The sequence below is a fragment of the Streptomyces longhuiensis genome, assembly GCF_020616555.1.
Lineage (GTDB): Bacteria > Actinomycetota > Actinomycetes > Streptomycetales > Streptomycetaceae > Streptomyces > Streptomyces longhuiensis.
The window spans coordinates 283,555-308,352 of the sequence record NZ_CP085173.1; the positions used below are offsets into that span (position 1 = coordinate 283,555).

Consider the following 24,798-nt stretch of genomic DNA (forward strand, 5'->3'; position numbering starts at 1 on the left):
TCCAGCGGCAGCTCGGCATGACCTGGCGGACCGTCAAGCAGTTCGCCGATGCAGCTTTTTCACTGGGCAGTGGCAGAACCGGCCGTCGGTCCTCGATGACTACAAGCCCTACCTGGACGACCGTTGGAACGAGGGCTGCACCAACGCCTGGAAGCTGTGGGAAGAGATCGTGCCGCTTGGCTAAGGGCAGATACCAGCGCGTCCGCGCCTACCTGCACAAGAAGCGCACCTCCCCCGCGACCGGTGGTCGCCCGGCCGCCCTCGCCCCGAACAGTCGCCGGATGGATTCTCCGGCGACCGGAAACCCTCCCTGAGGCCGAGCAACTGCAGCTCAAAACCGTCCGCACCCACTGCCCCGAGATCGACGCGCTCACCCGGCACGTCCGTGCCTTCGCGGTCATGCTGACCGAGCGCCAGGGCGAGCGTCTTCCGGACTGGCTCGCCGCCGTCCGGCGAAACGATCTGCCCGGTCTCCACACGCTTGCCGCCGGCATCGACCGCGACCGCGATGCCGTCATCGCCGGTCTCACCCTGCCCTGGAGCTCGGGCGCGGTCGAAGGCCATGTCAACCGGATCAAGATGCTCAAGCGCCAGATGTTCGGGCGGGCGGGACACCAACTTCTCCGCAAGCGCGTCCTATTAGCGTGACGGACGGTGGCCGCGTCACAGAACTTGAGCCAGAGCTCATTCCCGTGAACGGAGCCACCGGGCCAATCGCCTCCCGAGCTGCCGATCCAGGCGAGGGAGTCACTCGACGCAACTGCCGATGTTGAAGTTCGTCGCGCAGTCCTTGGCGGCCTGGGCCTTCTGCTTCAGGCTGGCTCATGGGCCGCTTGGGTCGCCCACGTCGTCGGGAAGTCTCTTGCCCGCAGCGGCCGACGCCCCGTGCCCCGAAGGGCAGTCAGCATGCCCATCAAGTCTCGATCACGACGTCGCAGTCCGGACAGACCACAGACGCGTATGGCGCGGGATACCAGGTAGTCCCTCCATCCTCGACGGTCAAGGGACCCGTTTCCATGGCGAAGGTGTCCTTCCCGCACAAGGTGCGCGGCCCCGCGGCGGCAGGCTCCCCGGGTGCGGTCGGCGCTGCGTGCACCTTGCGGACATGCCGTTCCTCGCGGCCTCCTACCCCCGGGGAGGGATGTGCCGGCTCCGGCTTGTCGACCTCGTACACGACGATGATGGCTCTCATGTACCCACCATAGGAGCCGAACGGGACAAATACCCTGCAGCCTTTGAGTCGGGTCCCTGTACGGCTGCCGCCGCCCTCAGGTGCGGCCCGTGCGCGGCGGCGCCGCAGGTCCGTCCGCCGGCTCGAGCCTGGCTACCTCGACTCCACCGGAACGGCGTCGGCCCATCGCAGCGCGCCCAGGAACGCGGCGTAGGGCTTGATGCCCCACAGGAGGAGGCGCGGCGCGAGAGCTGCTCAGCGGCAGCCCGGCACCGTCCAGGAGAGCGCTCTGGTCACGGCTGCTGCTTCGTGCGGACGGCTGAGGCTTGTTGGGCGTCCGCGCCGAAGCTGACGTGCCATACAGGTGCCTGTAGGGGGCGTAGAACCCGGGGAAGAATCTGTCCGACCAGACGGCGACAGCCCGGCAGCCTCACCGCCCCTCCCCACGCCCCGCACCGGGCACATCAGCCACGGGGGCGGAGATGGTGGCGTGTGCGGCAGTCGACACCTCGACCCGCTGCTCTTCAGGGCCGGACCGGACCGGGGGCTGGGCCTGGTGGTGGTCGGGCGGAGGCAGTGGCTGGCTTGCCGCGCCCTGGATAGGCAGCGGGTCATGCGCAGCAAAGGGGTGGTGGCGGCTCATCCGGTGTTCCAGGTCGCGGCCTACTGGAGCTTCTTCATGCACTGGCTGCCTGCGGGGGCGCCGGAGCTGCATGTACGGGCGGTGGTGGTGCCGCACTATGCGAGTGCCGGCGAGGCGCCGCGGTCACGCACCGTGGCGCAGGAACTGCCGGGCTCTCCACGCAGCACAGTGCGCAACTGACGCTGGGTCGCCCGACTTTGGAGGCGAACGTCGAGGGCTGCTGGAACGGTGCTGTCTGCTCGCAGGCCCGTGGGCAGACGGGAGGCGTCAAGACCGTCGCGTGTGGCGATGAGGGCGCCGAGTTCGTGACGGCTCAGGGCGTCGGTCCCTGCGAGATGGTGGATACCATCTGCTCCGCTCGACGCCAGTTCCAGGAAGGCTGCCGCCAGGTCCGAGGCATGGACTGGGCAGCGCATGTCGTCGGTGAACAGGGCGCCGTCGACGGTGCCGGCGGCCAATTGGTGCACCAGGCGTTCGTGCCCGGAACGCCCGTGACCGATGATCAGCGACGTTCAGGGCCCCGCGACGCACACTGCCGAGACCGCCGTCGACCTCCACCGGCCCCTGCTCGCCGCGCACGCCACCGGCAACGTCCGCCTGCTCGACGGGCAGCTCGCCGTGAAAAGCCCGGAACCTCGTCTCGCGCTCGCCCTGCCGCACGCGCGGGTGGCACGCGCCGGCGACATCGCGGACGGCGACCCGATCCTCGCAGCGCTCTGTGCGCAGGGAACCGACTACTTCAACACCCCCTACAGCGCCCACCCCGAGCCCGTCGTGCGGCTGCGGCGTGTGCTGCCCCATCACAGCGCCCGGCGAGGTGGTCGTTCGGTGCTCGGAGTTGGTCGTCCAGCTGGCGCACGCCACCGGGCTACGGCCTTCGCGCGTGACCAGGCTGCTCGCCGAGTTCACCGACGGCGGCCCGGGGGGGCTGGAGGCGGCCGAAGCACGGCTGGCCGGGCGGTCATCGACCTGACGGAGTGATCTTCGCCTTCGAGAAGGACGTGCAGGACCACTACCCCGCCGACTCGCCACGGCCTCACTTGGCGAGTCCTTTCGGTGATCCGTCAACCGTTCACTCAGACGGGAAGTTCGGTGACGCTGAGGGCGAAGTCCAAGTTCCCCACCCCGTGGTTGGCGAGGCCCATCGTGACCACGCCTGCTCCTTCCAGCCAGTGCGCCATTTTCAGGCCTCCGACGTCCAGCGGGCGCAGCCCGAGGGTCTCGATGAACGTCTCCACACTTGCCTTGGCCTGCGCATTATCGCCAGCGATGAAGACGTCGGGCCGACCCTTCTCCAGGACATGGCGGAAGATGGTGTTGAACGCCTTCACCACGCTGGCGCTTGCCGGGGCGGCCTTGGCGACTTCCTGCGCGATCGAGGTCTCCTCGCGGTGGGCTAGCCCGTCGGACGTGGAGTTGAAGGGATTGCTGATGTCGACGATGACCTTGCCCGCGAGAGCGTCTGCGTACTGGGCGACGACCGGCACGACGCCGTCGTACAGCAGGGCCACGATGACGATGTCCCCGGCCGGGGCGGTGCCCCATTCTCCCGTCGTGGCGTCGCCGCCGAGAGCCTTGGCCAGGTCAGCCGCCTTGGACTGATCTCGGCCCATGACCTCGACGGTGTTGCCGCCCGCTATCGCCCGTGCGCCGATGGTGCGGGCCATGTTCCCGGTGCCGATGATGCTGATGGTGCTCATGAGATGTCCTGCCCTGGTTGTGGTTGTTCGGTTTAGACGGCGGTGGTGCCGCCGTCGGCGACGAGTTCCATGCCGTTGACGTAGCTGGAGTCGTCGGAGGCGAGGAAGAGGGCCGCGGTGGCGATTTCGTCGGGGCGGCCCATCTGGCCACGGGGAATGAGGGACTCGAACTGGCGCTTGGTGGCCTCGTCGAAGAGTTCTTCCTGCTTGGCTGTGGCGACCTGACCGGGAGTCAGGACGTTGACGCGGATGCGACGGTCCTTGAGCTCGTTGAGCCAGACGCGGGCCCAGGCCTGCTGGACGGCCTTGCTGCCGGCGTAGACGCTCCAGCCGGGGAAGGCGCCGAGGGAGGCGTTGGAGCCGGTCATGAGGATGGAACCGCCGTCGTTGAAGAGCGGGAGGGCCTTTTGGACGGTGAACAGAGTGCCGCGGGCGTTGAGGTAGAACGCGGCGTCGAAGTGGGCCTCGGTGATCTCGCCGAGCGGGGCCGGCTCGCCCCCGCCCGCGCTGGCCCACAGCACGTCGAGGCTTCCCTTCTCCTGCTTGACGGTGTCGTACAGGCGGTCCAGGTCGTCCAGGTTGGCGGCGTCGCCCTGGACGCCGGTGACGTTGCGGCCGATCTGATTCACGGCCTCGTCCAGGGCGTCCTGACGGCGGCCGGTGATGAAGACGTGCGCTCCCTCGTCGACGAACAGCTTCGCGCCGGCCAGCGCCATGCCGGTGGTGCCGCCGGTGATGACCGCAACCTTGCCGTCGAGCTTTCCCATAGCCGCTCCCTTGGGTCGGTGGTGCCGTGTGCACCCGGGGCGACGGTGTTATGTACACCGCCCTGTGTGCTTACGGTACGGGGCGGGCGGCAGGGGCGCAAACTATGTACACCGGTCGTTACCCAGCTGCGATAGAATGGGACCATGACGGAGTTGGAGAAGGGCCCCACGGGCCGCCGCCGCGGCCGGGGCGCACGCGAGCGCATCCTCAGCGCGTCCCAGCAACTGTTCCGTGAGCAGGGCATCAACCGCACCGGCATGGACCAGCTTTGCGCGGCGGCCGAGGTGTCCAAGCGCACGGCCTACCAGCACTTCGGCGGCAAGGACGAGCTCGTCGCCGAGTACCTGCGCCGGTTCGACCCCTCCGTTCTGTCCGGCGTGTTCGACCGCACCGACCTCACGCCCCGCGAACGGCTCCTCGCCGCCTTCGACATCCCCCCCACCACCCCCCTGTGCCCCTACATCGCCGCCGCCGTCGAACTCCACGACCCCCAGCACCCCGCATCCCAGTACGCACGCGACTACAAGGAAGCCGTCGCCGCGCGGCTCGCCGACACCGCCCGCGAAGCCGGCGCCGCCGACCCTGAACAGCTCGGCGAGCAGCTCGCGTTGCTCATCGACGGCGCCGCGGCCCGCACCCGGGTCCTCAACGCCGACGCCTTCCCCACCGCTGCCGCCATCGCCGCCGTCCTCATCGACAATGCCATCCCCGCCACAGACATCGATGACCGGCGACGGGAGGAAGTGTCGAGTTAACGTGGCACATCGCGGCCGGGCTGGACGCGCTGCCGGTCACGCGGCTGCACCGGCTGGAGCAACGGTTCGCTCGTCACCTCGGATCGCGGCAGGCCCGCCGACACGCAGAATCCTCTCCCGGGTACGGAAGTCATGAAGAGAGCGCTGCCGACGTTGCGCACGTCCGCGCCAGCCAGACTGCCAAAACCCCGTAGCGGGCTGATCACCGGTGAGCGGTCTCTCCCCACTGCGGCTGGATGGTCGGGGTGGAGTCGTGGGTACCAGGACTGGACACGGGGCGTGGGCTGGTTTCGTGTGGGCTGCGTTCACTGGCGTCTGGGCGCGCGGGCAGGCTGTCAGGGGTGTCGGGCCTGTGGGCGGCAGCGTTGAGCAGAGTGCGGACGTGGGCGGCGAAGTCGGGGCCTGGCATGGGGAGGAGCATGTCGGGCTCGCGGAGGTAACCGACCCGACGGCGGTGGGGATGCAGTCCATAAGTTCGGTGACAGCTGCAGATCGTGGCCGGGCGGTGGGCCTGCCAAGGCGGCGCAGCACGCGCAGGATGGTTGCAGTGGAGGTGGTGACCTGGTGGGTTGCCGGGTGCCATTCGGAATCAGTCTCCGGGTTGGATGGTTCCACCGCAGTTTCCGGCCAAGGCGCAGCACCCCGCCGGCCGCAGCTCACGCGCCGCCGTCGTGCGCGAGTTCATCCGCTGGTACATTCGGCGCTCCGGGGCGAAGTTGCCCGAACGGCCGTCGGCCGGACTCTGGTTGGAAGCGAAGAAGGGGGCGAGCACGTGAGTATCTGGGCGAGCGTTCCAGGACCTGACATCCTCGCCCTGAACGGCACCGACGACGCGGCCAATTATCACGCCGAGGGCGAGCCCACGATCAACATCGACGTGGCCACGAATGGCCTCCATGACCATATTCGGCTCGCCTTGTTCTTCGGCTGCCCCGAGGTGGATGCGCTGCTCTCGCCAGCCGCCGCACGTATGCTGCGCGATCGGCTGACTGCGGTACTTGGCGACGAGCCCACTGCATGACGACGGCCCCGCCCGGACGTCGAGTGTTGCAACGTTCACTAGAACCCGAGAACTCCAGGCGGGGGCCGTACTGTTCACGCTGGCGCTAATCGCCGAGCACCTCACTCCGCGCCGCGTCAGCCGTCGCTGTCGCCACGACTTACCAGGAACGACACGTTGAGCACGCATCCGTGGACCTCCGGTCCCGAGGCCACGGCACACGCCTTGGACGTGAGTTCGCGCAGCTGCCGGCCGGCTGCGGCGGCCCTGTTTTCCAGAGCACTTGCGACGGCTTCGCCCAATCGGACGTCGGCTTCGTAGCCGGGCCTGTGGCGCGCCTCATCTCGCAGGCGGCGGACGTTCTTGTCCTCCGCAAGGGGGCTTCGCAGCGCATTCTGAGCCGAGAAGGCCTTGACGTTGACCTCGACCCCGTCCGCGAGATGCCCAAGTACAGCCGGGTGGTCCGCCTCGCAGGCTGCCAACTGAGCGCGTACCGCCTCCTCGTCCGGTGCCACCATCCCAAATCGCATGGGAAGAACGGGGGCCTTGGCCCGTAAGGCGCAGCAAAAGGTCCTGATGAGCTAAAGGTCGCGTCGCCTGGCGCGGAGGTTCGCGGGCACGTCACTGACGACAGCGGCGAACCGACGCTGCCGAATGACTCGCAGACGGGGGCAGGGCTGCCCACACCGCTTGAGTCCGTCGGCAGCAGTCTTCCCGCCCGAATGGTCGCGTATATACGTATACCCCATCAGTTGTCATGACTCAGGCCTCCGCCGGACGTCGACGCGAACTGCCACGGGCTGGAGCACGCCGCTTCCGGGGCCGTTCCCGCTGGTCTTCTTCGTCGTCGTCCTGCCCGTCGGACTTGGTAGCACTGCCGCTCAGTAGCTCAGGAAGGGTGGTGCTGCCCGAGTCCCGTTCCAGGTCCAGCCGGTTGCAGGCCTCGGCGAACCGCAGGTAGGTGTCCACACTCGCTACAACGATGCGCGCGTCAATCTTGAGGATCTCGATGCCGACCAGGGAGACCCGGACGAACACGTCGATCACCATGCCCCGATCGAGGATGAGTTCGAGCACGTCGTACAACGTGCCGGCGCGCGGTGGGCACGCCACTACCTCATCGGAGTAGGTGGTCGCAGGCATGGGGTGTCCTTCCGGTTGTCGACAAGCCAGGGTCACTCATCGGCGGATCCGCGCCGATAGCGGCGGACCCTGCAGTACTCCATGAGTTCACCGTCCTGGTCGAGCTGCACCTCGTAGGAGGCGAGAAGGCTCGTCGTATCCGGAATCCGGGGCAGCTCGAGGACATCCACGACGACACACCAACCGTCGTCGACGCGCTTCACGGCCGATACGCCCTCCGTGGGATGGCTGATCAGCCCTTCCAGGCTCCGGCAGGCAGCCCGCGCGGCTTGGCCTGCTCCCCGTACGGGCGGTGAGCGGCGAGCGGCTGTCGTCGGGGGCTTCCCGGCGTGTGGCCGACGTTCTTCTGCCATGAATACAAGTCTGACCAATGTCGGGCTTGGCGCACGTCGAGCGGAGCAGCGAGCGCACGCGTCGGACCGATTGCTCACGCCTGCGGCCAATAGCTTGCCGAGCTCACATCGAATGCCCGGATCAGCATCGGACGTGCCTGCACGTCAGCGTCCCCGGGGCCGGGTCCGACGGTTGGCCAATACCTGCCGGGCCTCGTGGTTGCCACTGAGACTGCGGGACGCTCACGCGGGCTTTCCGGGCCGCGGCCACCCCACGGGCGCGGCGGCCATCAGCCTCTGGTCTGCGGGGAAGCAGCGGTGCGGAATGGGCTGGCGGCGCCGCTGCGGCGATGTGACGAAGGGCGACGGGACACACCGGACGCGGCTTGGTCTGCTGCAGTTGGGTACGGCTACACGGATGCGTGGTGGACCTCGACCACCGTGATGCCGACGTCGGTCACGGTCATGCCCACGCCCACACCCGTGAAGAGGTCAGATCGGGCAAGGCGACAACTGACGGCAGTGACGCCGGGTACCTCGTCGGCTGCGCGCCGCAGCACGGCGGACACGGCGCGCTCGGCTATCCGCATATCAAGCGTGGCGCCCACCGCTCCGTCAAAGCCCCGAGCGCCGCATCCGCAGCTGGCTCGCCGACTGGAACGAGCACCCACGCCCCTTCGTCTGAACGAAGACTGCCGACGAGACCCTCAACAAAGTCGCCACCCACTGCCGACGAATCTCTGACTCAGATGACTGACTCCCCGCGGGGAGGGCCCCTGGGGTGTTTCCTTCCTCCGGGCGCCTCGACAGCCTTCGGCGAGCCCACGTCTTCTTCGACAGCTCAGCCACAGACCTCCCCGCCCTCCCCATCTGGCTTGGCTCGGTGTCGCTCACGCTCTCCTCGCCGACCGGCGAGTCAGCGGAACGCCGCCGCCTCGTCGGAACGGCCACGGCGATGCAGCGACACGATGAGCTGGGCGTGCACGTTCTGCTGCAGTGCATGATGCACGGTCAGATCACCGATGAGTTCGGCATGCCGCAGCAAGAGACACGCGCTGGTCCGCTGTTCCAGCGCACCGCGCCGCACCCGTCGAGGTGCCGTACCTCGGATGCCAGGACCGGGCCCGCCCGCCCGTGCGGAACCGATGCGCCAAGGAGATCCTCGGGCGCTGGCACTGCACAAAGGCGCGCTGCTCGATGCCGCCTGACCGGTGCACTACGCAGCGTGACGCGCGTCCTGAACAACCAACTTCACTGACCGTGACAGGCTCTGTATGAGCATGTGTTCGCCCACAGGTTAGGGGCGATGACGATGCTGTCGTAGCCGGGGAGGGTTTTGGGTGTCAGCGGGGCGGCGCCCTCTAGCTCTGCGTGGATCAGGGGGTTGGTCAGCGGAGCTCGCTTCGAGTAGCTGGTAATACAGAACTCCACGGCGCCGGTCCGCAGTCGTTTGACGACATCGTAGGTGAGTTCACCCTGTTCCAGGTGGCCTTCCAGGGTCTGATAGGACCAGCCCCACACGCGCGATTCCGACCCGCCACAGCCGCACGTCTCATCGATCACGGAGGTCACTCGTACGCCCATGTCGAAGCGGAGCCCGGCGCGCGATGGCCAACCTCAGCTCCGCAGACCGCCGCCGGCGCCATCCAGGAACGGCGAGCTTGATCGGAGGCTGCGGCCATGAGCGCGAGCTGCTGCAGGCGGGCGGCGACGAGGGCGGCCAGGGAGTGAGGGTGCGCTGCTGAGGTGGCGGATAGGGACGCCCCACAAGAGCCTCCCGGATGCATTCGCGGCTCACTCCGCCCTGCGGGACGCGGCCGACGAGTGGGGCCTGGTCGGCGAGGGTGGTGCCCGTGGCCAACGCCGCGTGGACTTCTGGGTGGTGTCGGGCGACCGGCAACAACGTTTCTCACCCCGGGCGGCCGTCTTTGTGTCGCTCCCTCCCCTGTCTTCGCGCGTGTCCTGGGCGGAGGGAGGGAGGGAGGGGGCCCGGCTGGGAGGACCGCGTGGAGTACATCGTGAACATCGATGATGCACGCGAGGAGCAGATCGCGGCGGCGCGAGCACTACTGATCGCGGACGGCGCGCTCTGAAATCACATCGACTGGGCGACCCGTGGAGACAGTAGAGACAGTTGGAGACCCCCAGTCCGATCTGGCGCCGCCGTGGGCTTTGACGGCGCCCGGGCCCGGGCGCCGTGAAAGCCGATCAGGCGGGGATCACATCGTGGCGCCCGCCATCGCGCGGCACATCTCCGCGCTGCGGCGACACGCCTCGGCACAGCGCATCATCTGCTGATCGTCCGGCATTGACATACATGCCTCGGCGCACATGTCGCACGCCTTGGCGCACATCGCGCACATCTCGGGCGACATCGGCGAGCGGCGCATCATCATGTCCGCGCACATGCGGGTCATCTCGGAGCAGTCAATGAGCGCGCGCATGATCTGCATCTGGGGCTGGCCGCCCACCTGCATGCAGGAGCTCATGGTCTCCTCGCAGATGCTGTGGCACGACATGCACGCTGCGACGCAGTCCTGCATCTCCTTGCTCATCGCGGTCATGGATCCGGCCTGGGTCATGGCTCCTCCTGGGGGTGAGGGGGCCCGGGGCGGACCCCTTACCCCTGTCTTACGCCTGCCCGTGCTCTCCCGCCATGGAACGGATGGACGGATTCCGCAACCTTTGCGCTGAAAGCATACGGTCCCCGGCATTTCACCAGGGGGCACGTCAGGGGTCCATCGGAGTTGTCGTCCCACGGCTTCCGGCCACGCCCCCGAAGTGGGCACCGTCAACGATCTCCTCGTCCGCAGCCTCGGGGCGCAAACGCGAGCACGAGACGTTGTCAGGTTCGAGGAGTTCCACCGGCCCGAAGAGGCGGACAAGGCCTACGCGGCTACACAAGGGCATCGGCGCCGCACCCTGACCGTTCCAGTACTCCACGACTGCGGTCCCCCACCGTGGACACGCCGTCGGACATCAGCAGCAGCGTCTCATCGCGATCCAGTTCAATACACGCCACGCGAACGTTCTCGGCGGCGGCGAGGTCGAACAAAGGGAGAGGAAGCGACACTGCCTCTTTCAACAGGCGCCCCGACGGCTTATGGCAAGGGGCGTCAGGTGGCCGCAGTTGACCAACTGGACGGCGGCGCGGCCGTCGGCCGGGAGTTGACCAGTGCGGCCGTGGTGAACCGCTCCGCCTCGTCATCGCCCAGAGCGCGCACGTGAGGGAGGGCCAGCCCACTGAGCAGGCGGCTGAGGCGTCCGGAGGGCCAGGTCGGCCGCCGAAGCCGATGGCACCGCCAGGGCGGCGAGCGCACGGGGGTCTCGGAGGTTCGACTGTGACGCGTCCGCCCACGCGCCGGCCAGTCACCGCCCCGGGGAGCGGCAGCAACGGGGCGGCCGGCGGAGGGCCTCTGCCGAAGGCGGCGCCCATACAAGCGCCCGGCGGCTGCACTGCCCGGAGATGGTCGCCAGGACGGCGATCGGCGGCGCCTTGAATAACTGATCGTTGCAGAATCATCATCGGAGGCGTCGGAGGCAGATGATGCTGCAGGCGAGTTCGAGTAGGCCCTGATGGAGCTCAGCTCGGCCTTCGCAGCGGATTCGGAGTCGCTTGAACTGATGCAGCCAGGCGAAGGCACACTCGACCACCCAGCGCACCTTGCCGAGACCGGAGCCGTGTGCGACACCGCGATGGGCGACTATCGACATGATGCCGCGTATCCAGAGCAGGCGGCAGTACTTGTCGAAGCACCACGTTCACCCCCTGGGCCGGCGGCCCCGAAATCCACACCGCCCTGCCCAACCCCATCCAGCCGTGGAAGATCGAAATCCTCGACGGCATTCTGTGGGACGACGGCAAATCCCTCGACGGCCGGAGGTGATGGCCTGGGCGGCCGACGCGGCCGCTGCCGCACGAGGCTGTCCATCTCTCCACGTCGTCGAACCGTACCCTCGGCTATGCCGCCCAACTTCTGCTCTGCGGCCAGGACCAGGGCTCTCGACAGCTGCGCCAGCGCTAGTGATGTGGATCACGGGAACTCGCGGGTGTGAAACGACAGGTATTGCATTGTGAGCACTGATATCCGCACCCGGGTGCGGGCCGGGGAGCCGAGCGCGTTTGTCGAGCTGTATGACACGTACGCCCGCGCGGTCTACAACCACGCCTTCCGCCTGGCTCCCGACTGGCATACGGCCGAGGACGTGATGGCCGAGACCTTCGCGGAAGCCTGGCGACTGCGTGGCCAGATCGACGCCGAGGGTGGCTCCCTGCGGCCCTGGCTGCTGGGCGTGGCGACCAACGTCTCCCGCTCCCATTACCGCAGCAACAGGCGCTACCGAGCCGCTGCAGAGGCTGCTGCGCGAGCCGAAATGACCCTGCCTGACCACGCGAACATGGTCGCAGGGCAGCTCGACGACCAGCGGCGCATCGCTGCTGCCCTGCGCGCCCTTGCTGCACTGCGCCGGCCGGAGCGTGAGGTTCTGGCTCTTTGCCTGTGGGAGGGGCTGGAGTACACGGCGGCGGCCGAGGCGCTCGGCATCGCTGTCGGGACGGTCCGCTCACGTCTCTCGCGTGCCCGTGCCAAGCTGCGCAAACACACCGAAGCCGAACTCCGCGGGACACGCACGAAGTCGGCGCCATGTGCCGATGAGCACGCGGAAGAACTCGCACAAGAAATGCGGGAACTCGGCCGGGCAGGGCGACAGAGAAGAGATGAGCGTAACCACGCTATCCGGCCCGTATCGGAGGGAAATCGATGAAAGCGACTCGGCAGAATCCGGCTGAGTGGGAGGAGAGCGCGTCTCTCCTTCCGCAGCCCGAGCGTGATCTCCCTGCGGGCCGTAACCAGTTCCACAAGGAGCGTCTGATGGCCCGCATTCAGCAAGACGAAAGCACCACCGCGGTTTCCCCCGCCCGCCCGAAGATCCGTAAGGCTCGGTTGCTGCGCCCCGCGTTCACGCTGCCCGCGATGGCACTGACCTTGGCTGGAGCGGTGGCTGTCGGTTCGGTGCTGATCGATGGTGACGGAGGATCGGCCGGCGTTGCCACTGGGCCGGCGCTGACCACTTCACTTGGTTCGTCGACCACCGAGGGGGTGCCACAGCTGCTCGACCAGATCTCGCTGGCGGCCGCGGAGAGCACCCACCCGGTCGTCAAGCCGGGCCAGTACGTCTACATCGCGTCCAAGACGGCCAACACCTTCGTGAAGACCGTGGACGGCAAGAGTGCCCTTGCCAGCCACATACTGCACCAGCGTCAGATCTGGGAGTCCCCGGACGGAACCAAGGGATGGCTTGTCGACCCGGCCGTCAACAGTAGCCCCGAGGGCGAGACGCTGAGCCTGCCCGACGAACAAGGGAACACCCCGAAGGCTCACCTGGGAAGCCCGTCCTACGACTACCTGTCCAAGCTCACCACGGACCCCGACGCGCTGCTGGCCAAGATCTACAAGGAGACCAAGGGGCAGGGGAACTCCCCTGACCAGCAGGCGTTCGCCACGATCGGGGACCTGGTCGTGGAGAGCTATGCGCCCGCGGAGCTCAACTCGGCTCTGTTCAAGGCGGCGGCGAAGATCCCTGGCGTGGTCGTGGTCAACGATGCGCGGGATGCAATCGGCCGGCGCGGGGTTGCGGTGGCACGGCTGGATGAGACCAGCGGGGCACGCGAGGAATGGATCTTCGACAAGAAGAGCCATGCATTCCTCGGTGTGCGCACCGTGCAGGTGAAGAAGGTCACCGAGTACGGCGTCGTGATGAAGCCCGGTACCGTCCGCTTCACCAGCGCCATCACCCAGCGCGCGATCGTTGACGGCATGAAGCAGACCCCGGCGCACAACGGCTGACGTTCCGCACGGCTGAGGCTCGTTGCTGTGCACGCCTTTCGTTGCTGCCTCGAGGCAGCAACGAAAGGCGTGTTCGGGCGAGGATGACGGCGGCGCGTCCGCGTCCGCGCAAGCGGACAGGCAGACGGTGGCCGCCAGGGCCGTCGCAGGACACAGCCGCGAATGTCTCGTCGGGCTGTCCATCAGGGCGCATGGTCTGGATCGGCCTGTAGCTGCACGGGCAGGTGCAGGCTCGGTCGATGCGCCGGCGGGGTCCGGGACCGTCCCGCACCCCGCCGGGAGCATGCTCAGCCGCGGTGGGTCTCCAGCAGCCGCAGCCAGACTTCGCCGAGGGTGGGGAAGGCGGGGACGGCGTGCCAGAGCCGGTCGATGGGGACTTCGCCGGCCACTGCGATGGTGGCCGAGTGCACCAGTTCCCCGACGCCGGGGCCGGCGAAGGTGACGCCCACGACGGTGTTGCGGTCGGTGTCGATGAGCATGCGGGCTTGGCCGCGGTAGTCCTCGCCGTACTGGTGGGCGCCGGCGACGTGGGCGAGGTCGTAGTCGACGATTTTGATGCTGCGCCCGCTGTGCTCGGCCTCGCGGCTGGTCAGGCCGACGGAGGCGATCTCGGGGGTGGTGAAGACGACCTGGGGGACGGCCGTGTGATCGGCGGTGGCGGCATGCGCGCCCCAGGGGGCGTCGTCGATGGGCTCTCCCTTGGCGCGGGCGCCGATGACCGCGCCCGCGATCCGGGCCTGGTACTTGCCCTGATGCGTCATCAGGGCGCGGCGGTTGACGTCGCCGACGGCGTAGAGCCAGCCGCCGTCGACGTCCGTGACCCGGAAGGTGTCGTCGACGGTCAGCCAGCCGCCGGGGGTGAGACCGACGCTCTCCAGCCCGACATCGCGGGTCTGCGGGGCGCGGCCGGTCGCCAGCAGGATCTCGTCCGCGGCCAGTTGTCCGCCGTCGGACAGCGTGATCCGTACCTCGCCGTCCTCGCGGGCCATGGAGGTGACGCTGGTGTTGAAGCGGATGTCGACGCCTGCTTCGCGCAGTCCGTCAGTGACCAGTTCACCGGCGAACGGTTCCATTCGCTCGAGGAGTCCGTTCTCCAGGACGAGCATGGTGACCTGGGAGCCGAGGGCTTGCCAGGCGGTGGCCATCTCGACGGCGACCACACCGCCGCCGACGACGGCGAGGCGTCCGGGTACCTTGTCGGCGCTGGTGGCCTCGCGGCTGGTCCAAGGGCGCACGGCGTCGAATCCGGGGATGGGGGGCAGGGCGGCGCGGGTGCCGGTGGAGACGGCGACGGCGTGCCGGGCGGTCAGGGCGATGGTGTCGCCCTCAGGGGTCTGCACGGCCACCTGCTTGGGGCCGGTGAGGCGGCCGTGGCCGCGGATGAGGTCGACAGAGACCGAGTCCAGCCAGTCGACCTGGTCCTCGTCCTTCCAGTACGAGGACATCTTGTCGCGGTGCGCGAGGACCGCCTCGACGTCCAGCGGCCCGGCCGCCGCCTGACCCAGCCCGGGCACGCGGCGCGCGTCGGCGCGCGCCACCACCGGCCGCAGCAGCGCCTTACTGGGGTCGCAGGCCCAGAACGAGCACTCACCGCCGAGCAGTTCACGCTCCACGATCACGGTGCTGAGCCCGGCGGCGCGGGCGCGTTCGGCCACGTTCTCACCGACCGGCCCTGCGCCGATGACGATGACGTCATAGGTGCGGGTGGTCTCGTTCATCACTGCTGCGTTCATCACTGTTTCGATCCTCACTGCTTCGTTCCTCATTGCTTTTGTGACTCGGTCGGACACGGGATGGGACGGCCCGGCGGCAAAGCTGCCCGGCGGCCGCTCGGCCCGTGGCAGCCGGACCGCCGGGCGGCGGAGAGCACCCTTGCGCTCGCCCGGCGGCACGGTGCCGGCCTTTCGGCCCGGCCCGCGAGAGGTACTGGGCCGGACGGGCGCGGGCTGCCATCCGGGCCGGACACGGCCCGTGCAGCCCTTGGACGGCGGCTTGGGGTGTCAGCGGCCGGGAAGGCGCTGTGTGACCTCCTGGAGCACCCAGCCGTTGCCGTCGGGGTCGCTGAAGGTGAGGAAGGAGCCGTAGGAGGCGCGCTCGGGGTGCAGGCCGGCCAGCCGCTCCTGGCCGGGGCTGCGGTGGGTGACGTCCCCGCCCTCGTGGCCGTGGAAGAGGCCGCCTGCGTCATGGAAGATCTCGCTGACCTCGATGCCGCGACCGGTGAGCTCCGCGCGGGCCTCCTCGATGTCGGAGACGATGAGGTACAGGCCCTGGAACGAGCCGGGTGCGATGGGGGTCATCCCCTCGCCGAAGGTGATCGAGCACTCGGAGCCGGGCGGCGTGAAGTGCACAACCCGGACGTCCTCGTTGGCCGTGTAGTCGACGTCCAGGCGGAATCCGACCTTCTCGTAGAAGGCCTTGGCCCGGTCGATGTCGGAGACGGGCAGCACGATCATTTCAAGCTTCAGATGCATGGGGATGTCCTTGTTCCTTGGCGTCGGTGAATCCGCATCCAATGCGTCACCGGTTCAACAGGTAGTGATCGCAGCCGGGGCGCCTCAGTGCCCCCGGCTGCTGCGGCGGACGGCGATGACGGCCGGAGGGGGCGGCTCGTCCACCGCGGCCCAATCTAAACCAATAGTCCGTTTTGCCGGATCACTGATCCGAATATATGGACCACTGATCCGAATAGTCAAGGGGGGGGCGATGTCGGGCTCGCGACGCTGCTGCGGCACTTCCCGACGCGCGAGGCGTGCTCGATGCCCTGCTCCACGCGAACTGACGGCAAAGGCAGGCGAGTTCGAGACGTCGAGCTCGCCCGAAGGTGCTCTCCTCTCGTGGATGCGCGACTGCGTCGTGCGGGCAAACGGACAACCGAGTGCCGGGGCGTGACCGTACTGACGGCAGCCGCCATCGAGGACACCGAATCCGCACTCCGCGCTTCGTACGTCACCCTGTGCGCAGCCGGTGCGCGGCGCCGTCGCCCGGCCCATGCCGAGGCTGCGGCGCCCGTTCGATCGCCTGCGCCTTGCTCGGCTGCCCGTACCGTGCCGACGCGTCCAGCCGGCCCACCGGCACCCGCGACAAATTCACCCGCCCGGTCCGAACGCGGAGATCTCCTCCACCTGCCCCAGCGCACGGGCATCGCCGTGTCCGTCGGCTTGTGCGGGTACCGGGATTAAAGGGCGACCGGAAGTGGTCACGGGAATTCCCGACCACTTCCGGTACGGGCGGGAGTGGGCGCGGGCCCACACCGAGGGGCCGGCAGCCCTTATCGACTCAGGCTGCGATGCCCTGCCGACGCCCGCGCTGCGGGACGGAGGGCGAGCCCCACCGCGCACGGCTCGGCACTCGCTGCACCAGCGCCGAACCGGCTCGACGAACTGCTGGATGACGGCACCGCCCACATCCGCCGCGGACAAGGTGCCCGGGCCTCGACTGTTCCGTGCGCGCCGCCTTCGTCGGCCGCTTCGTGCCGCTCGCGGTCCGCTCCGGGGGAGCGAACGGCTCGATGCCGGTGACCGTGATCGCCTTGTCGGCGTCGGTCCGCTGTGGCCGGGCGCGCGGCCGGGTTCGCCGGTCCGCGTGCGCGACGATTTCAGCTACGGGCGCGAGTGGCGGCGGTCCCCTTTCCTTCGGCGTCGCTGCTCGCTGGGCTGGTCAGGATCGCGCTTGCGACAACGTCGAAGAGGCGGTTGGCGCGTGGCGCGAGCGAGCGCTGATCGCCGAGCCAGGCGAGCGCCTCTACGAGCGCGAACAGATCGGCGCCGTCAATGTCGGTCCGCGCCATGCCCGCTGCCTGGGCACGGGCGAGGAGCCGCGCACCGGCCGCGCGCAGGGTGACGCACGAAGCGTGGAGTGCGGACTCGGGGTCCTCGATGGCGGCTGCCATCAGCACCACCGCGCCCCGGTACTCAGTCGTCCACGCGATGCAGTCGCGCAGCCACGAAACGAGAGCGTCGCCGGGTGAGTCGTCCGTTTCGAGGGCGCCCGCTTTGACGGTCAGCTCGTCGAAGCTCGTGCGGAGCAAGGCATCGAGCAGCGCCTCGCGCGTCGGGAAGTGCCGCAACAGCGTCGCGAGTCCGACATCGGCCCGGCGCGCGATGTCACGCAGTGACACGTCGACGCCCTGCTCGCTGATGGCGGTGCCCGCTACGGCGAGCAGGTGATCGCGGTTCTTCCTGGCGTCGGCCCGCATCTGCCCCTCTTGACTATTCGGATCAGTGGTCCATATATTCGGATCAGTGGTCCGGTAAAACGGACCATTGGTTCACTTAGTTTACCCCCGCGAGAGACGAAGGAGAGAGCGCTGTGCCAGAACAGACCATGAAGGCGATCCGGTTGCACGAGTTCGGCGGCCCTGAGGTGCTGCGTCATGAGGAGGTGCCGGTTCCCGTGCCGGGGCCGGGTGAGGTGCTCGTTCGCGTGCACGCGGTCGGCGTCAACCCTCCTGACCGGTATGCGCGCGAGGGGATGCCTGACATACCCCCCGAGATCAGGCCTCAGTTCCATCTCCCCCTGATTCCGGGGACCGACGTCTCAGGCGTCGTGGAAGCCGTCGCCGCCGACGTCAACGGCTTCGTGGTCGGAGATGAGGTGATCGGCCTTCTGCGCTTCCCCACCGTTCTCCAGAGCAGCGCGTACGCCGAGTACGTCACCGCGCCGGCGTCCGACCTCGCCCGCAAGCTGGCTGGCATCGACCACGTACACGCCGCCGCCCTGGTCATGTCAGGGTTGACGGCGTGGCAGTTCTTGATCGAGCTTGGGCACGATCATCCCTCGCCGTTCCAAGAGGCCCAACACCGACCGATGGCACTCGACAGCGAGAGCACGGTGCTCATCAACGGCGCTGCGGGTGGCGTGGGGCACCTCGCTCTCCAGCTGGCCAAGTGGAAGGGGGCCCGCGTCATCGCCGTGGCCTCCGGCGCCCACGAGACGTTCCTGCGTGAGCTCGGCGCCGACGAGTTCATCGACTACACCAAGGAGCGGCCCGAGGAGGTCGTCCGTGACGTCGACCTGGTCCTGGACACCGTCGGGGGGCCAGGCAGCAGGCGCTTCCTGCGCACCCTCAAGCGCGGCGGGTCCCTCTACCCGGTGTACTTCGGCCAGTTCGACGACGAGGAGAACGCGGAGCTGGGTGTCACGGTCACGGCCGTGTCGGTCCGCTCGAGCGGCGCGCAGCTCGCCGAACTGGAGAGCTTGGTTGAGGCGGGGAAGATTCGCGTCGCGATCGACAGCACGTTCCCGCTCGCGGATGCCCGGGCGGCGCACGAGCGCATGGCCCGGGGGCACATCCAGGGCAAGATCGTGCTCACGGTCGCTTAGGAACGAGCCGTCCATCGGCCGCGTCGAGGCGGGCCGCTGACACGAGTTCCACGGCCAATTGGCCCTGGGCACCCAGCCGTCGCCGTCCGGGTCGCTAGAGGTGAGGTTAGGGGGCGCGATCGGGGTGCGGGCTGGCCAGGAGCTCCTGACCTGCGCCCTGGTGGACAGCGCCTCAGGCCTCGTGGCCGTGGAACGGCCCTCCGGCTGCCGGCGACCGCGCCGCCGCTCCAGCGGCACAACGAGCCCGGTTCAGCCGCGCACTGCGGGCATGGTTGACGCTCGACGTCGCCCGCGTCGGACGAGGAGGTGCCTTGAAGGCCCTTCACGGGCCCGGGGCTTCGCAGAATCAATGCAACCGTCTCGGTGAGCGGCGAACCGAGCCGACCGCACGGGGCCGCTCGGTTGGCCTCAGCGAGCACCTCGACCGCCTGGTCGCCCAACACGTCCCAAACTCTCCGCATCGACGTCTCGATGACTACCGGGCCGTGCGGACGAGCGCGGGACGCGTCCGTGAAACGGGCTCGTTCCTAGTACACCAGCTGTAGATCGTGATCTTCATGATCGAAGGGCTGCCTGGCGGCGGTAGTGGCTGTGGCGCGCTCGGGCTTGGTGGCATCGGCGCCAGGTCCAGTCGTGGTCCGTTGCGGGCGCTGCGGAATTCGGTGCTCGCGGCAGCCCGGGTCGGCCGCGTCAGACCGTGACAGCAGGTCGCCGTCCGAGGTCGTGACCTATAGGGCGAAGCCAGTCTCCTGGTCTGCGGCAGCGATCTGGTCGTGGAAGCGTTTATGGACCCAATGACGCTCGCCGAGTAGGTTCACCTGTCCCCATCGGCCGGAGACCGGACCAAGTCGGGTATGGCGTGGCATCGTGCCCGCCAGACGCTGTGGGCTGGCGCCACCGGACAGCTTGCTGCTGTCCAACACGTAGATGGCGTCCTGGGTGACCGCCAAGCACCGGTACTTGTTCCAGAACATCGTCATGCCGGTGAGATAAGTGATGACGAAGAACCAGAAGTTCGGCGCGCTCTGGCAGATGAAGACCTGCCGGATCTCGCTGCCGGCGGGCAGCAACGGTGCCGAGCGTTGCACCAGGTCCTGCCGCGGCTCGGGGTCGCGCCGTCCGGTCTCGTCAGCGGCCATACCGTCCTACCTTCCCTGTCGCGCGTATCCGCATTCACGAGGCTGTCACGTCGCCGGGGTGTGTCGCTTGGATATGGGCCTGCGCGGCACTGCGCGTGACAGGATGCCAGGCACAAAGTCCGGCTGGAGTGCTAGGCGACCGTGAGTACGATCTTGCCCTGGATGTGTCCTCGGGCGGCGCGTTCGTGCGCGGCTCGGGCATCCGCGAGCGCGAACGTGCTGTCGATCGCGACGCGGACCGTGCCCGCGTCGAGTAGGCGTCCCAGCTCGGCGAGCTGCGCGCCGTTCGAGCGGACTGTGGTGCCCGTGACGGTGACGCCCAGCTTCGCGTTCTCTTCTTCGTCGAACTCTCCGAAAAACACGGGGAACTGGGAGCCTCCGCGCTTGAGGGTACGCAGGAAGCGCCTGCTGTCGGGGCCACCGATGGCGTCGAGAACGAGGTCGATGTCGTGCACGAGTTCCTCGGGACGGCTCCTGGTGTAGTCGATGAACTCGTCGGCGCCGAGCTCACTCAGGAAGGCTTCGTGCGCGCCCGACGCCACCGCGATGACCCGTGCACCCTTCCATTTCGCCAGCTGCAGCGCGAAGTGCCCCACGCCGCCCGCGGCGCCGTTGACGAGCACCGTCTTGTGGGCGTCGAGCGGCACCGGACGGTGCTGCGCCGTCTGGAAGCCCGAGGGGTGATCGTGTCCGACCTCGATCAGGAACTGCCACGCGGTGAGTGCGGACATCGGCGCCCCGGCGGCGTGCACGTGATCGATGCCGGCCGGCTTGACTGCGAGGTCCGACGCGGGCGCGGCCACGTACTGGGCATAGGTACTGCCTTCGAAACCCGGGAAGCGAAGGAGACCGAAGACTTCATCACCGACGGAGTAGCCGTCCACATCCGCGGCGACGGCCTCGACGACACCCGACAGGTCCGTCCCCGGGATCGCGGGCAAGCTGAACTTCGGCCGCGCCTCCACAGGCAGGTTGGACATCCCGTCGCGCAGGTACCAGTCCGGGGGGTTGACGCCGACCGCGTGCACGCGAACGAGCACCTCACCCGGCCCCAACCCGGGAATCGGCACCTCGTCGTATCGCAGGACTTCAGGACCGCCGTGCTCATGGAGCCGGACCGCACTCATCGTGTGGGTGGGCATCGTTTTCTCCTGCCCGCGCTGCGGGATAGGCTCATTCGGATCAGTGATTCGAATAGTCAAGAGGGACAGATGCGGGCCGACGCCAGGAAGAACCGCGATCACCTGCTCGCCGTAGCGGGCACCGCCATCAGCGAGCAGGGCGTCGACGTGTCACTGCGTGACATCGCGCGCCGGGCCGATGTCGGACTCGCGACGCTGTTGCGGCACTTCCCGACGCGCGAGGCGCTGCTCGATGCCTTGCTCCGCACGAGCTTCGACGAGCTGACCTCCAAGGCAGGCGCCCTCGAAACGTCCAGCTCGCCCGACGATACTCTCGTTTCGTGGCTGCGCGACTGCGTCGCGTGGACGACCGAGTACCGGGGCGCGGTGGTGCTGATGGCAGCCGCCATCGAGGACCCCGAGTCCGCACTCCACGCTTCGTGCGTCACCCTGCGTGCGGCCGGTGCGCGGCTCCTCGCCCGTGCCCAGGCAGCGGGCATGGCGCGGACCGACATTGACGGCGCCGATTTGTTCGCGCTGGTATCGGCGCTCGCCTGGCTCGGCGATCAGCGCTCGCTCGCGCCACGCGCCGACCGCCTCTTCGACGTTGTCGCAAGCGCGATCCTGACCAGCCCAGCGAGCAGCGACGCCGAAGGAAAGGGGACGGCTGCCACTCGCGCCCGTAGCTGAAATCGTTGCGCACGCGGACCGGCGAACCCGGCCGCGCGCCCGGCCACAGCGGACCGACGCCGACAAGGCGGTCACGGTCACCGGCATCGAGCCGTTCGCTCCCCGGGAACGGACCGCGACCGAGCACCTTCCCGACTGCCGGCCGCGCCTACGCCGGTCTCGCTCCGGCGACCCGGCGCTCGGACTCCTCAATCCTGGCCACGTCGCTTTCCGGGTCCATCAGCACCGGCTTGCCCAACCGCCGTCCGATCTCCCGGAGGGTCCGGGCACTCGGCCTCCGCCCGGGGCACCGGAAGCACCATCCCCTCCCAGTACTGGCACTTCCAGCCCTTCTCTGCGACAAGATTGAGGACCGCCTGCCAGTTCTCCACCGAGGCATTCGGGACACGCACGTCCGGCAACGGCCCCATCAAGTCCGGGTCGAGGAAGTACTTCACGCCATCCCACAGCAGGTCGGTCACCCCGCCATGCTGCCCAGCTCGCCAACCCAACGCTCCCCCGATTCCCTTGGCCAAAGACATAGGGGCTCCCTCCCAGGAACGTGCCGATGTGCAGCACGGTGCAGATCTGAATCACCACCCCGAGGCGATGCCCGTCGGACCGTCGCAGCGCGATCAAGTAAGCGGCCGTCGTCATCGAAGAAGAACCGCTCCCGCTCGGGGCGCATGGGCGCCTCCCCGAGGGCCCCGTAGCCAGCGGCTCGCTCCGTCAGAAATTCCACCGGCACAGCCGGACGTAGCCGCGCTCCGTGCCCGCTCAGCGATCTTTCCACCGCCCTGGGAGGCCGCTGCCGCAACGGACCATGATCAATCTCGACGCTACTTCCTGTACCTCAGCCACTCACACCCGGTGACCGCACGCCTCGCCCCCACTGTGCGTCGTCGGTCGTGTCAAGAGACTATGGAGGCACCAGCAAGCAACGAAAAACATCCCAGCGCTGCAGCTCCAGGGCCTGCGCTGGGCGCGCGTCGGCCTGGCAGGTGGAAGGAGCACCTGGGGATGAGTGAAGCGGGATCTTTCAGTGCCGACAGCGGCTCGTCCGATTTCCGGCTGGAGCTGCCGAGCGGGGTGCCGGATGCGCTCGGCGTGGCGGTGGTGGCGCTTGATACGGCCGGGCGGTTCGTGTGGTGGGGCCCGCAGGCCGAGGAGCTGTTCGGTTACTCCGCACAGGAAGTACTGGGACAGCACGCGGCTCAGCTGTTGGTCCATGACCCGGATATGGACCTGGTCGCCGGTAAGCGCGAGCAGGCGATGGAGACCGGCGAGGACTGGGCCGGACTCATTCCCGTCCGGAACAAGGACGGCAGTACGCGCCTGGTGGAATTCCGCTACAACCGTCTGCCGGACAAGCAGGGCGACTTCTACGCTCTGGGTATCGCCACCGATGTGTCGACGCTGCGTAAGGTGGAGCAGGACTTGGCGTTGTCCACGCAGCTGATCGCCCAGTCACCGGTCGCGCTGGAGGTTTTGGACACCGACCTGCGTTATGTGGCCGTCAATCCGGCGATGGAACGGATACACGGCCTGTCTGCCGAGGACCACCTCGGTCGGGGCTTTCGCGAGGTCCTGCCCTCCGACAGTGTCGACGCGTCCGAGGCGGCAGTCAGAAAAGTGCTCGAGACCGGACGCCCCCTGGTCGACAAGTACACCATTGGCCGCACCCCGGCCGACCCTGACAAGGATCATGCCTGGTCTGTCTCCGTCTACCGGTTGGAGGATCCAGAAGGTCAGGTTCTTGGGGTCGCCACGTCGGTGGTGGATGTCACCGATCGGCACGGCGCGATCACAGCGGCGGCCCAGGCCCGGCAGCGGCTGGCCCAGATCGCCGAGGGTTCCGCCCGTATCGGTACCACCCTGGACATGAAACAGACCGCCTGCGAGCTGGCTGACGTCGCAGTGCCCGAGCTCGCCGACCTCGCGGTCGTGGATGTACTCGAATCCGTCCTGGACGATCGCCGGCCCGCGACACCCGACAGCGGCCCGGCGCTCTTTCGCACCCTCGCGGTAAAGGCCGCCTACCTCGCCGAGGCGACCGGCGCCGCCGGCACGGTCGACCAACTGGTCAGCTATGCCGCCGACCGGCTGCCCACCCAATGCCTACGGACCAGTGAGCCGATCCTGGTGACTCGCGTGGACGAGTGGGATCTGGCGCACATCGCCCGTGACGCCGGAGCCGCCGCTGTCCTGGCCAGTGTCGGCATCCACTCATATCTCGCGATACCGCTGGCCGCCCAGGGCCAGGCACTTGGCGTCCTGGGCCTGATGCGCGGCCGCAATCAACTGCCCTTCAACGCGGACGACGTCACCCTGGCCGCCGAGCTCGCCAGCCGAACCGCAGTCTCCCTCGACAACGCGCGCCTGCACCAAAGCGTCCGCAACACTGCGGTGACCCTCCAGCGCAGCCTGCTGCCCCAGCCGACGCCACCCGAGAACCTGGAGATCGCCACCCGCTACCAACCCGCCGGAACCTCGAACGAGGTCGGTGGCGACTGGTTCGACGTCATCCCCCTCACGGAGGACAAGACCGCGCTCGTGGTGGGCGACGTGATGGGCAGCGGCATCGACGCGGCCGCCACGATGGGCCGCCTGCGCACCGCCACCGCCACCCTGGCCGACCTTGGCCTCCCGCCCGCCCAGGTGCTGCAACGCCTCGACAAGATCACCGCCGGTCTGGACCCCTACATCGCCACCTGCATCTACGTCGAATACGACCCGCACAGCGACCAATGCCGAATCGCCGTAGCCGGCCACCTGCCCCCCGCACTGACACCTGCAGGCGGACCCCCCGAACTGCTCGACCTACCAGCTGGTGCACCCCTCGGGGTCGGCGGCGTTCCCTTCGAAACGGCCACCGTGCCCTTGCGCCCCGGCGATCAACTGGTCCTCTACACCGACGGCTTGGTCGAAACACGCCGCGACGCCATCGACGAACGCCTCGACCTCCTCCTCCGCGTACTCGACAACCACGGCCTTCCCCTGGAAGCAACCTGCGACCGGCTCGTGGAAACACTGTGTGATCCGGACGAGCACGACGACGTGTCCGTACTCATCGCCCGACCCAGACCGCGCCCCTGACTCACCGCGGACACCAGCCAGCCGGGGACAGCTCCGGCGAGAAGGGAGCTGAGCCAATCGGCGTAGCTACCGGACGAGGGGGCCTGTCGTCGG

Annotated in this window: 25 protein-coding genes and 2 pseudogenes; 10 read left to right on the top strand and 17 right to left on the bottom strand. The window is 68.4% G+C overall.

The window, feature by feature from the left end; genetic code table 11:
* The first annotated feature begins 243 nt into the window (after positions 1 to 243).
* Entirely contained in the window at positions 244 to 648 is a 405-nt protein-coding gene (locus LGI35_RS01455; RefSeq protein ID WP_227291765.1) for a transposase, read from the top strand.
* A 1,136-nt stretch (positions 649 to 1,784) separates the two neighbouring features.
* Positions 1,785 to 1,994 carry a hypothetical protein gene (locus LGI35_RS46510; RefSeq protein WP_376224248.1) on the top strand — a complete coding sequence of 70 codons (210 nt, stop codon included), beginning with the start codon at positions 1,785 to 1,787 and terminating at the stop codon, positions 1,992 to 1,994.
* Here the strand turns inward: LGI35_RS46510 and LGI35_RS01460 are convergent.
* On the bottom strand, positions 1,910 to 2,281 hold the full coding sequence (locus tag LGI35_RS01460) for an SDR family oxidoreductase (RefSeq protein ID WP_376224246.1): 372 nt from the start codon (positions 2,279 to 2,281) through the stop codon (positions 1,910 to 1,912). The two genes, LGI35_RS46510 and LGI35_RS01460, sit on opposite strands and share 85 nt — an antisense overlap.
* Before the next feature lie 31 nt (positions 2,282 to 2,312).
* Here LGI35_RS01460 and LGI35_RS01465 point away from each other — a divergent pair, with 31 nt between their 5' ends.
* Positions 2,313 to 2,795 carry a hypothetical protein gene (locus LGI35_RS01465; protein ID WP_227291766.1) on the top strand — a complete coding sequence of 161 codons (483 nt, stop codon included), beginning with the start codon at positions 2,313 to 2,315 and terminating at the stop codon, positions 2,793 to 2,795.
* Between the two features lie 95 nt (positions 2,796 to 2,890).
* Here the strand turns inward: LGI35_RS01465 and LGI35_RS01470 are convergent, their stop codons facing one another.
* Together LGI35_RS01470 and LGI35_RS01475 are read right to left on the bottom strand one after the other, a co-directional pair.
* Entirely contained in the window at positions 2,891 to 3,514 is a 624-nt protein-coding gene (locus LGI35_RS01470) for an NADPH-dependent F420 reductase (RefSeq protein WP_227291767.1), read from the bottom strand.
* A 32-nt stretch (positions 3,515 to 3,546) separates the two neighbouring features.
* A complete protein-coding gene (locus tag LGI35_RS01475) occupies positions 3,547 to 4,281 on the bottom strand; it encodes an SDR family NAD(P)-dependent oxidoreductase (protein ID WP_227291768.1) in 735 nt (244 codons plus the stop codon).
* 144 nt (positions 4,282 to 4,425) lie between these two features.
* On the opposite strand from LGI35_RS01475, the gene LGI35_RS01480 reads away from it, so the two are divergent.
* Together LGI35_RS01480 and LGI35_RS01485 are read left to right on the top strand one after the other, a co-directional pair.
* The gene (locus LGI35_RS01480; protein ID WP_227291769.1) at positions 4,426 to 5,037 is read left to right on the top strand and encodes a TetR/AcrR family transcriptional regulator; all 612 of its coding nucleotides are present in this window, start codon (positions 4,426 to 4,428) and stop codon (positions 5,035 to 5,037) included.
* A gap of 772 nt (positions 5,038 to 5,809) precedes the next feature.
* Positions 5,810 to 6,058, top strand: a complete 249-nt coding sequence (locus LGI35_RS01485; RefSeq protein ID WP_227291770.1) for a hypothetical protein — start codon at positions 5,810 to 5,812, stop codon at positions 6,056 to 6,058.
* A 116-nt stretch (positions 6,059 to 6,174) separates the two neighbouring features.
* On the opposite strand, the gene LGI35_RS01490 is transcribed toward LGI35_RS01485, so the two are convergent.
* The 8 genes and pseudogenes from LGI35_RS01490 to LGI35_RS01520 form a co-directional block, all read right to left on the bottom strand.
* Positions 6,175 to 6,555 carry a GvpL/GvpF family gas vesicle protein gene (locus LGI35_RS01490; protein WP_264484654.1) on the bottom strand — a complete coding sequence of 127 codons (381 nt, stop codon included), beginning with the start codon at positions 6,553 to 6,555 and terminating at the stop codon, positions 6,175 to 6,177.
* 244 nt (positions 6,556 to 6,799) lie between these two features.
* Positions 6,800 to 7,180, bottom strand: a complete 381-nt coding sequence (gene gvpJ, locus LGI35_RS01495; protein WP_227291771.1) for a gas vesicle protein GvpJ — start codon at positions 7,178 to 7,180, stop codon at positions 6,800 to 6,802.
* A 32-nt stretch (positions 7,181 to 7,212) separates the two neighbouring features.
* Complete coding sequence (locus tag LGI35_RS01500) at positions 7,213 to 7,533, bottom strand: gas vesicle protein GvpO (protein WP_227291772.1); 321 nt, start codon at positions 7,531 to 7,533, stop codon at positions 7,213 to 7,215.
* 389 nt (positions 7,534 to 7,922) lie between these two features.
* A complete protein-coding gene (locus LGI35_RS01505) occupies positions 7,923 to 8,120 on the bottom strand; it encodes a hypothetical protein (RefSeq protein WP_227291773.1) in 198 nt (65 codons plus the stop codon).
* 308 nt (positions 8,121 to 8,428) lie between these two features.
* Entirely contained in the window at positions 8,429 to 8,557 is a 129-nt protein-coding gene (locus LGI35_RS46000; protein ID WP_264484655.1) for a hypothetical protein, read from the bottom strand.
* 206 nt (positions 8,558 to 8,763) lie between these two features.
* The gene (locus tag LGI35_RS01510) at positions 8,764 to 9,096 is read right to left on the bottom strand and encodes a DUF1990 family protein (RefSeq protein ID WP_227291774.1); all 333 of its coding nucleotides are present in this window, start codon (positions 9,094 to 9,096) and stop codon (positions 8,764 to 8,766) included.
* 635 nt (positions 9,097 to 9,731) lie between these two features.
* On the bottom strand, positions 9,732 to 10,094 hold the full coding sequence (locus LGI35_RS01515; protein ID WP_227291775.1) for a four-helix bundle copper-binding protein: 363 nt from the start codon (positions 10,092 to 10,094) through the stop codon (positions 9,732 to 9,734).
* A 940-nt stretch (positions 10,095 to 11,034) separates the two neighbouring features.
* Positions 11,035 to 11,262: pseudogene (locus LGI35_RS01520) on the bottom strand (transposase); the annotation flags it as partial.
* Positions 11,263 to 11,586: 324 nt separating this feature from the next.
* Here LGI35_RS01520 and LGI35_RS01525 point away from each other — a divergent pair.
* Complete coding sequence (locus LGI35_RS01525; RefSeq protein ID WP_227291776.1) at positions 11,587 to 12,276, top strand: RNA polymerase sigma factor; 690 nt, start codon at positions 11,587 to 11,589, stop codon at positions 12,274 to 12,276.
* On the top strand, positions 12,273 to 13,358 hold the full coding sequence (locus LGI35_RS01530) for a CU044_5270 family protein (protein WP_227291777.1): 1,086 nt from the start codon (positions 12,273 to 12,275) through the stop codon (positions 13,356 to 13,358). The genes LGI35_RS01525 and LGI35_RS01530 overlap by 4 nt, the downstream gene beginning before the upstream one ends.
* Positions 13,359 to 13,645: 287 nt before the next feature.
* Here LGI35_RS01530 and LGI35_RS01535 read toward each other — a convergent pair whose 3' ends face one another.
* The 3 genes from LGI35_RS01535 to LGI35_RS01545 form a co-directional block, all read right to left on the bottom strand.
* Positions 13,646 to 15,076 (bottom strand): dihydrolipoyl dehydrogenase family protein, encoded by a 1,431-nt coding sequence (locus LGI35_RS01535; protein WP_227300169.1) that lies wholly within the window; start codon positions 15,074 to 15,076, stop codon positions 13,646 to 13,648.
* A 282-nt stretch (positions 15,077 to 15,358) separates the two neighbouring features.
* Positions 15,359 to 15,829: a VOC family protein gene (locus LGI35_RS01540; protein WP_227291778.1), complete on the bottom strand. Its 471-nt coding sequence runs from the start codon at positions 15,827 to 15,829 to the stop codon at positions 15,359 to 15,361.
* A gap of 1,124 nt (positions 15,830 to 16,953) precedes the next feature.
* Positions 16,954 to 17,553, bottom strand: a complete 600-nt coding sequence (locus LGI35_RS01545) for a TetR/AcrR family transcriptional regulator (protein WP_227291779.1) — start codon at positions 17,551 to 17,553, stop codon at positions 16,954 to 16,956.
* A gap of 128 nt (positions 17,554 to 17,681) precedes the next feature.
* Between LGI35_RS01545 and LGI35_RS01550 the strand changes: the two genes are divergently transcribed.
* A complete protein-coding gene (locus LGI35_RS01550; protein ID WP_376693475.1) occupies positions 17,682 to 18,680 on the top strand; it encodes an NADP-dependent oxidoreductase in 999 nt (332 codons plus the stop codon).
* Between the two features lie 728 nt (positions 18,681 to 19,408).
* Here LGI35_RS01550 and LGI35_RS01555 read toward each other — a convergent pair.
* Positions 19,409 to 19,819: a hypothetical protein gene (locus tag LGI35_RS01555; protein WP_227291781.1), complete on the bottom strand. Its 411-nt coding sequence runs from the start codon at positions 19,817 to 19,819 to the stop codon at positions 19,409 to 19,411.
* A 131-nt stretch (positions 19,820 to 19,950) separates the two neighbouring features.
* Entirely contained in the window at positions 19,951 to 20,961 is a 1,011-nt protein-coding gene (locus LGI35_RS01560) for an NADP-dependent oxidoreductase (protein ID WP_227300170.1), read from the bottom strand.
* Positions 20,962 to 21,030: 69 nt separating this feature from the next.
* Between LGI35_RS01560 and LGI35_RS01565 the strand changes: the two genes are divergently transcribed.
* Positions 21,031 to 21,630: a TetR/AcrR family transcriptional regulator gene (locus LGI35_RS01565; protein ID WP_227291782.1), complete on the top strand. Its 600-nt coding sequence runs from the start codon at positions 21,031 to 21,033 to the stop codon at positions 21,628 to 21,630.
* Between the two features lie 202 nt (positions 21,631 to 21,832).
* On the opposite strand, the pseudogene LGI35_RS01570 reads toward LGI35_RS01565, so the two are convergent.
* Positions 21,833 to 22,151, bottom strand: a pseudogene (locus LGI35_RS01570) (hypothetical protein); the annotation flags it as partial.
* Positions 22,152 to 22,629: 478 nt separating this feature from the next.
* Here LGI35_RS01570 and LGI35_RS01575 point away from each other — a divergent pair.
* Complete coding sequence (locus LGI35_RS01575) at positions 22,630 to 24,705, top strand: SpoIIE family protein phosphatase (RefSeq protein WP_227291783.1); 2,076 nt, start codon at positions 22,630 to 22,632, stop codon at positions 24,703 to 24,705.
* Positions 24,706 to 24,798: the final 93 nt, after the last annotated feature.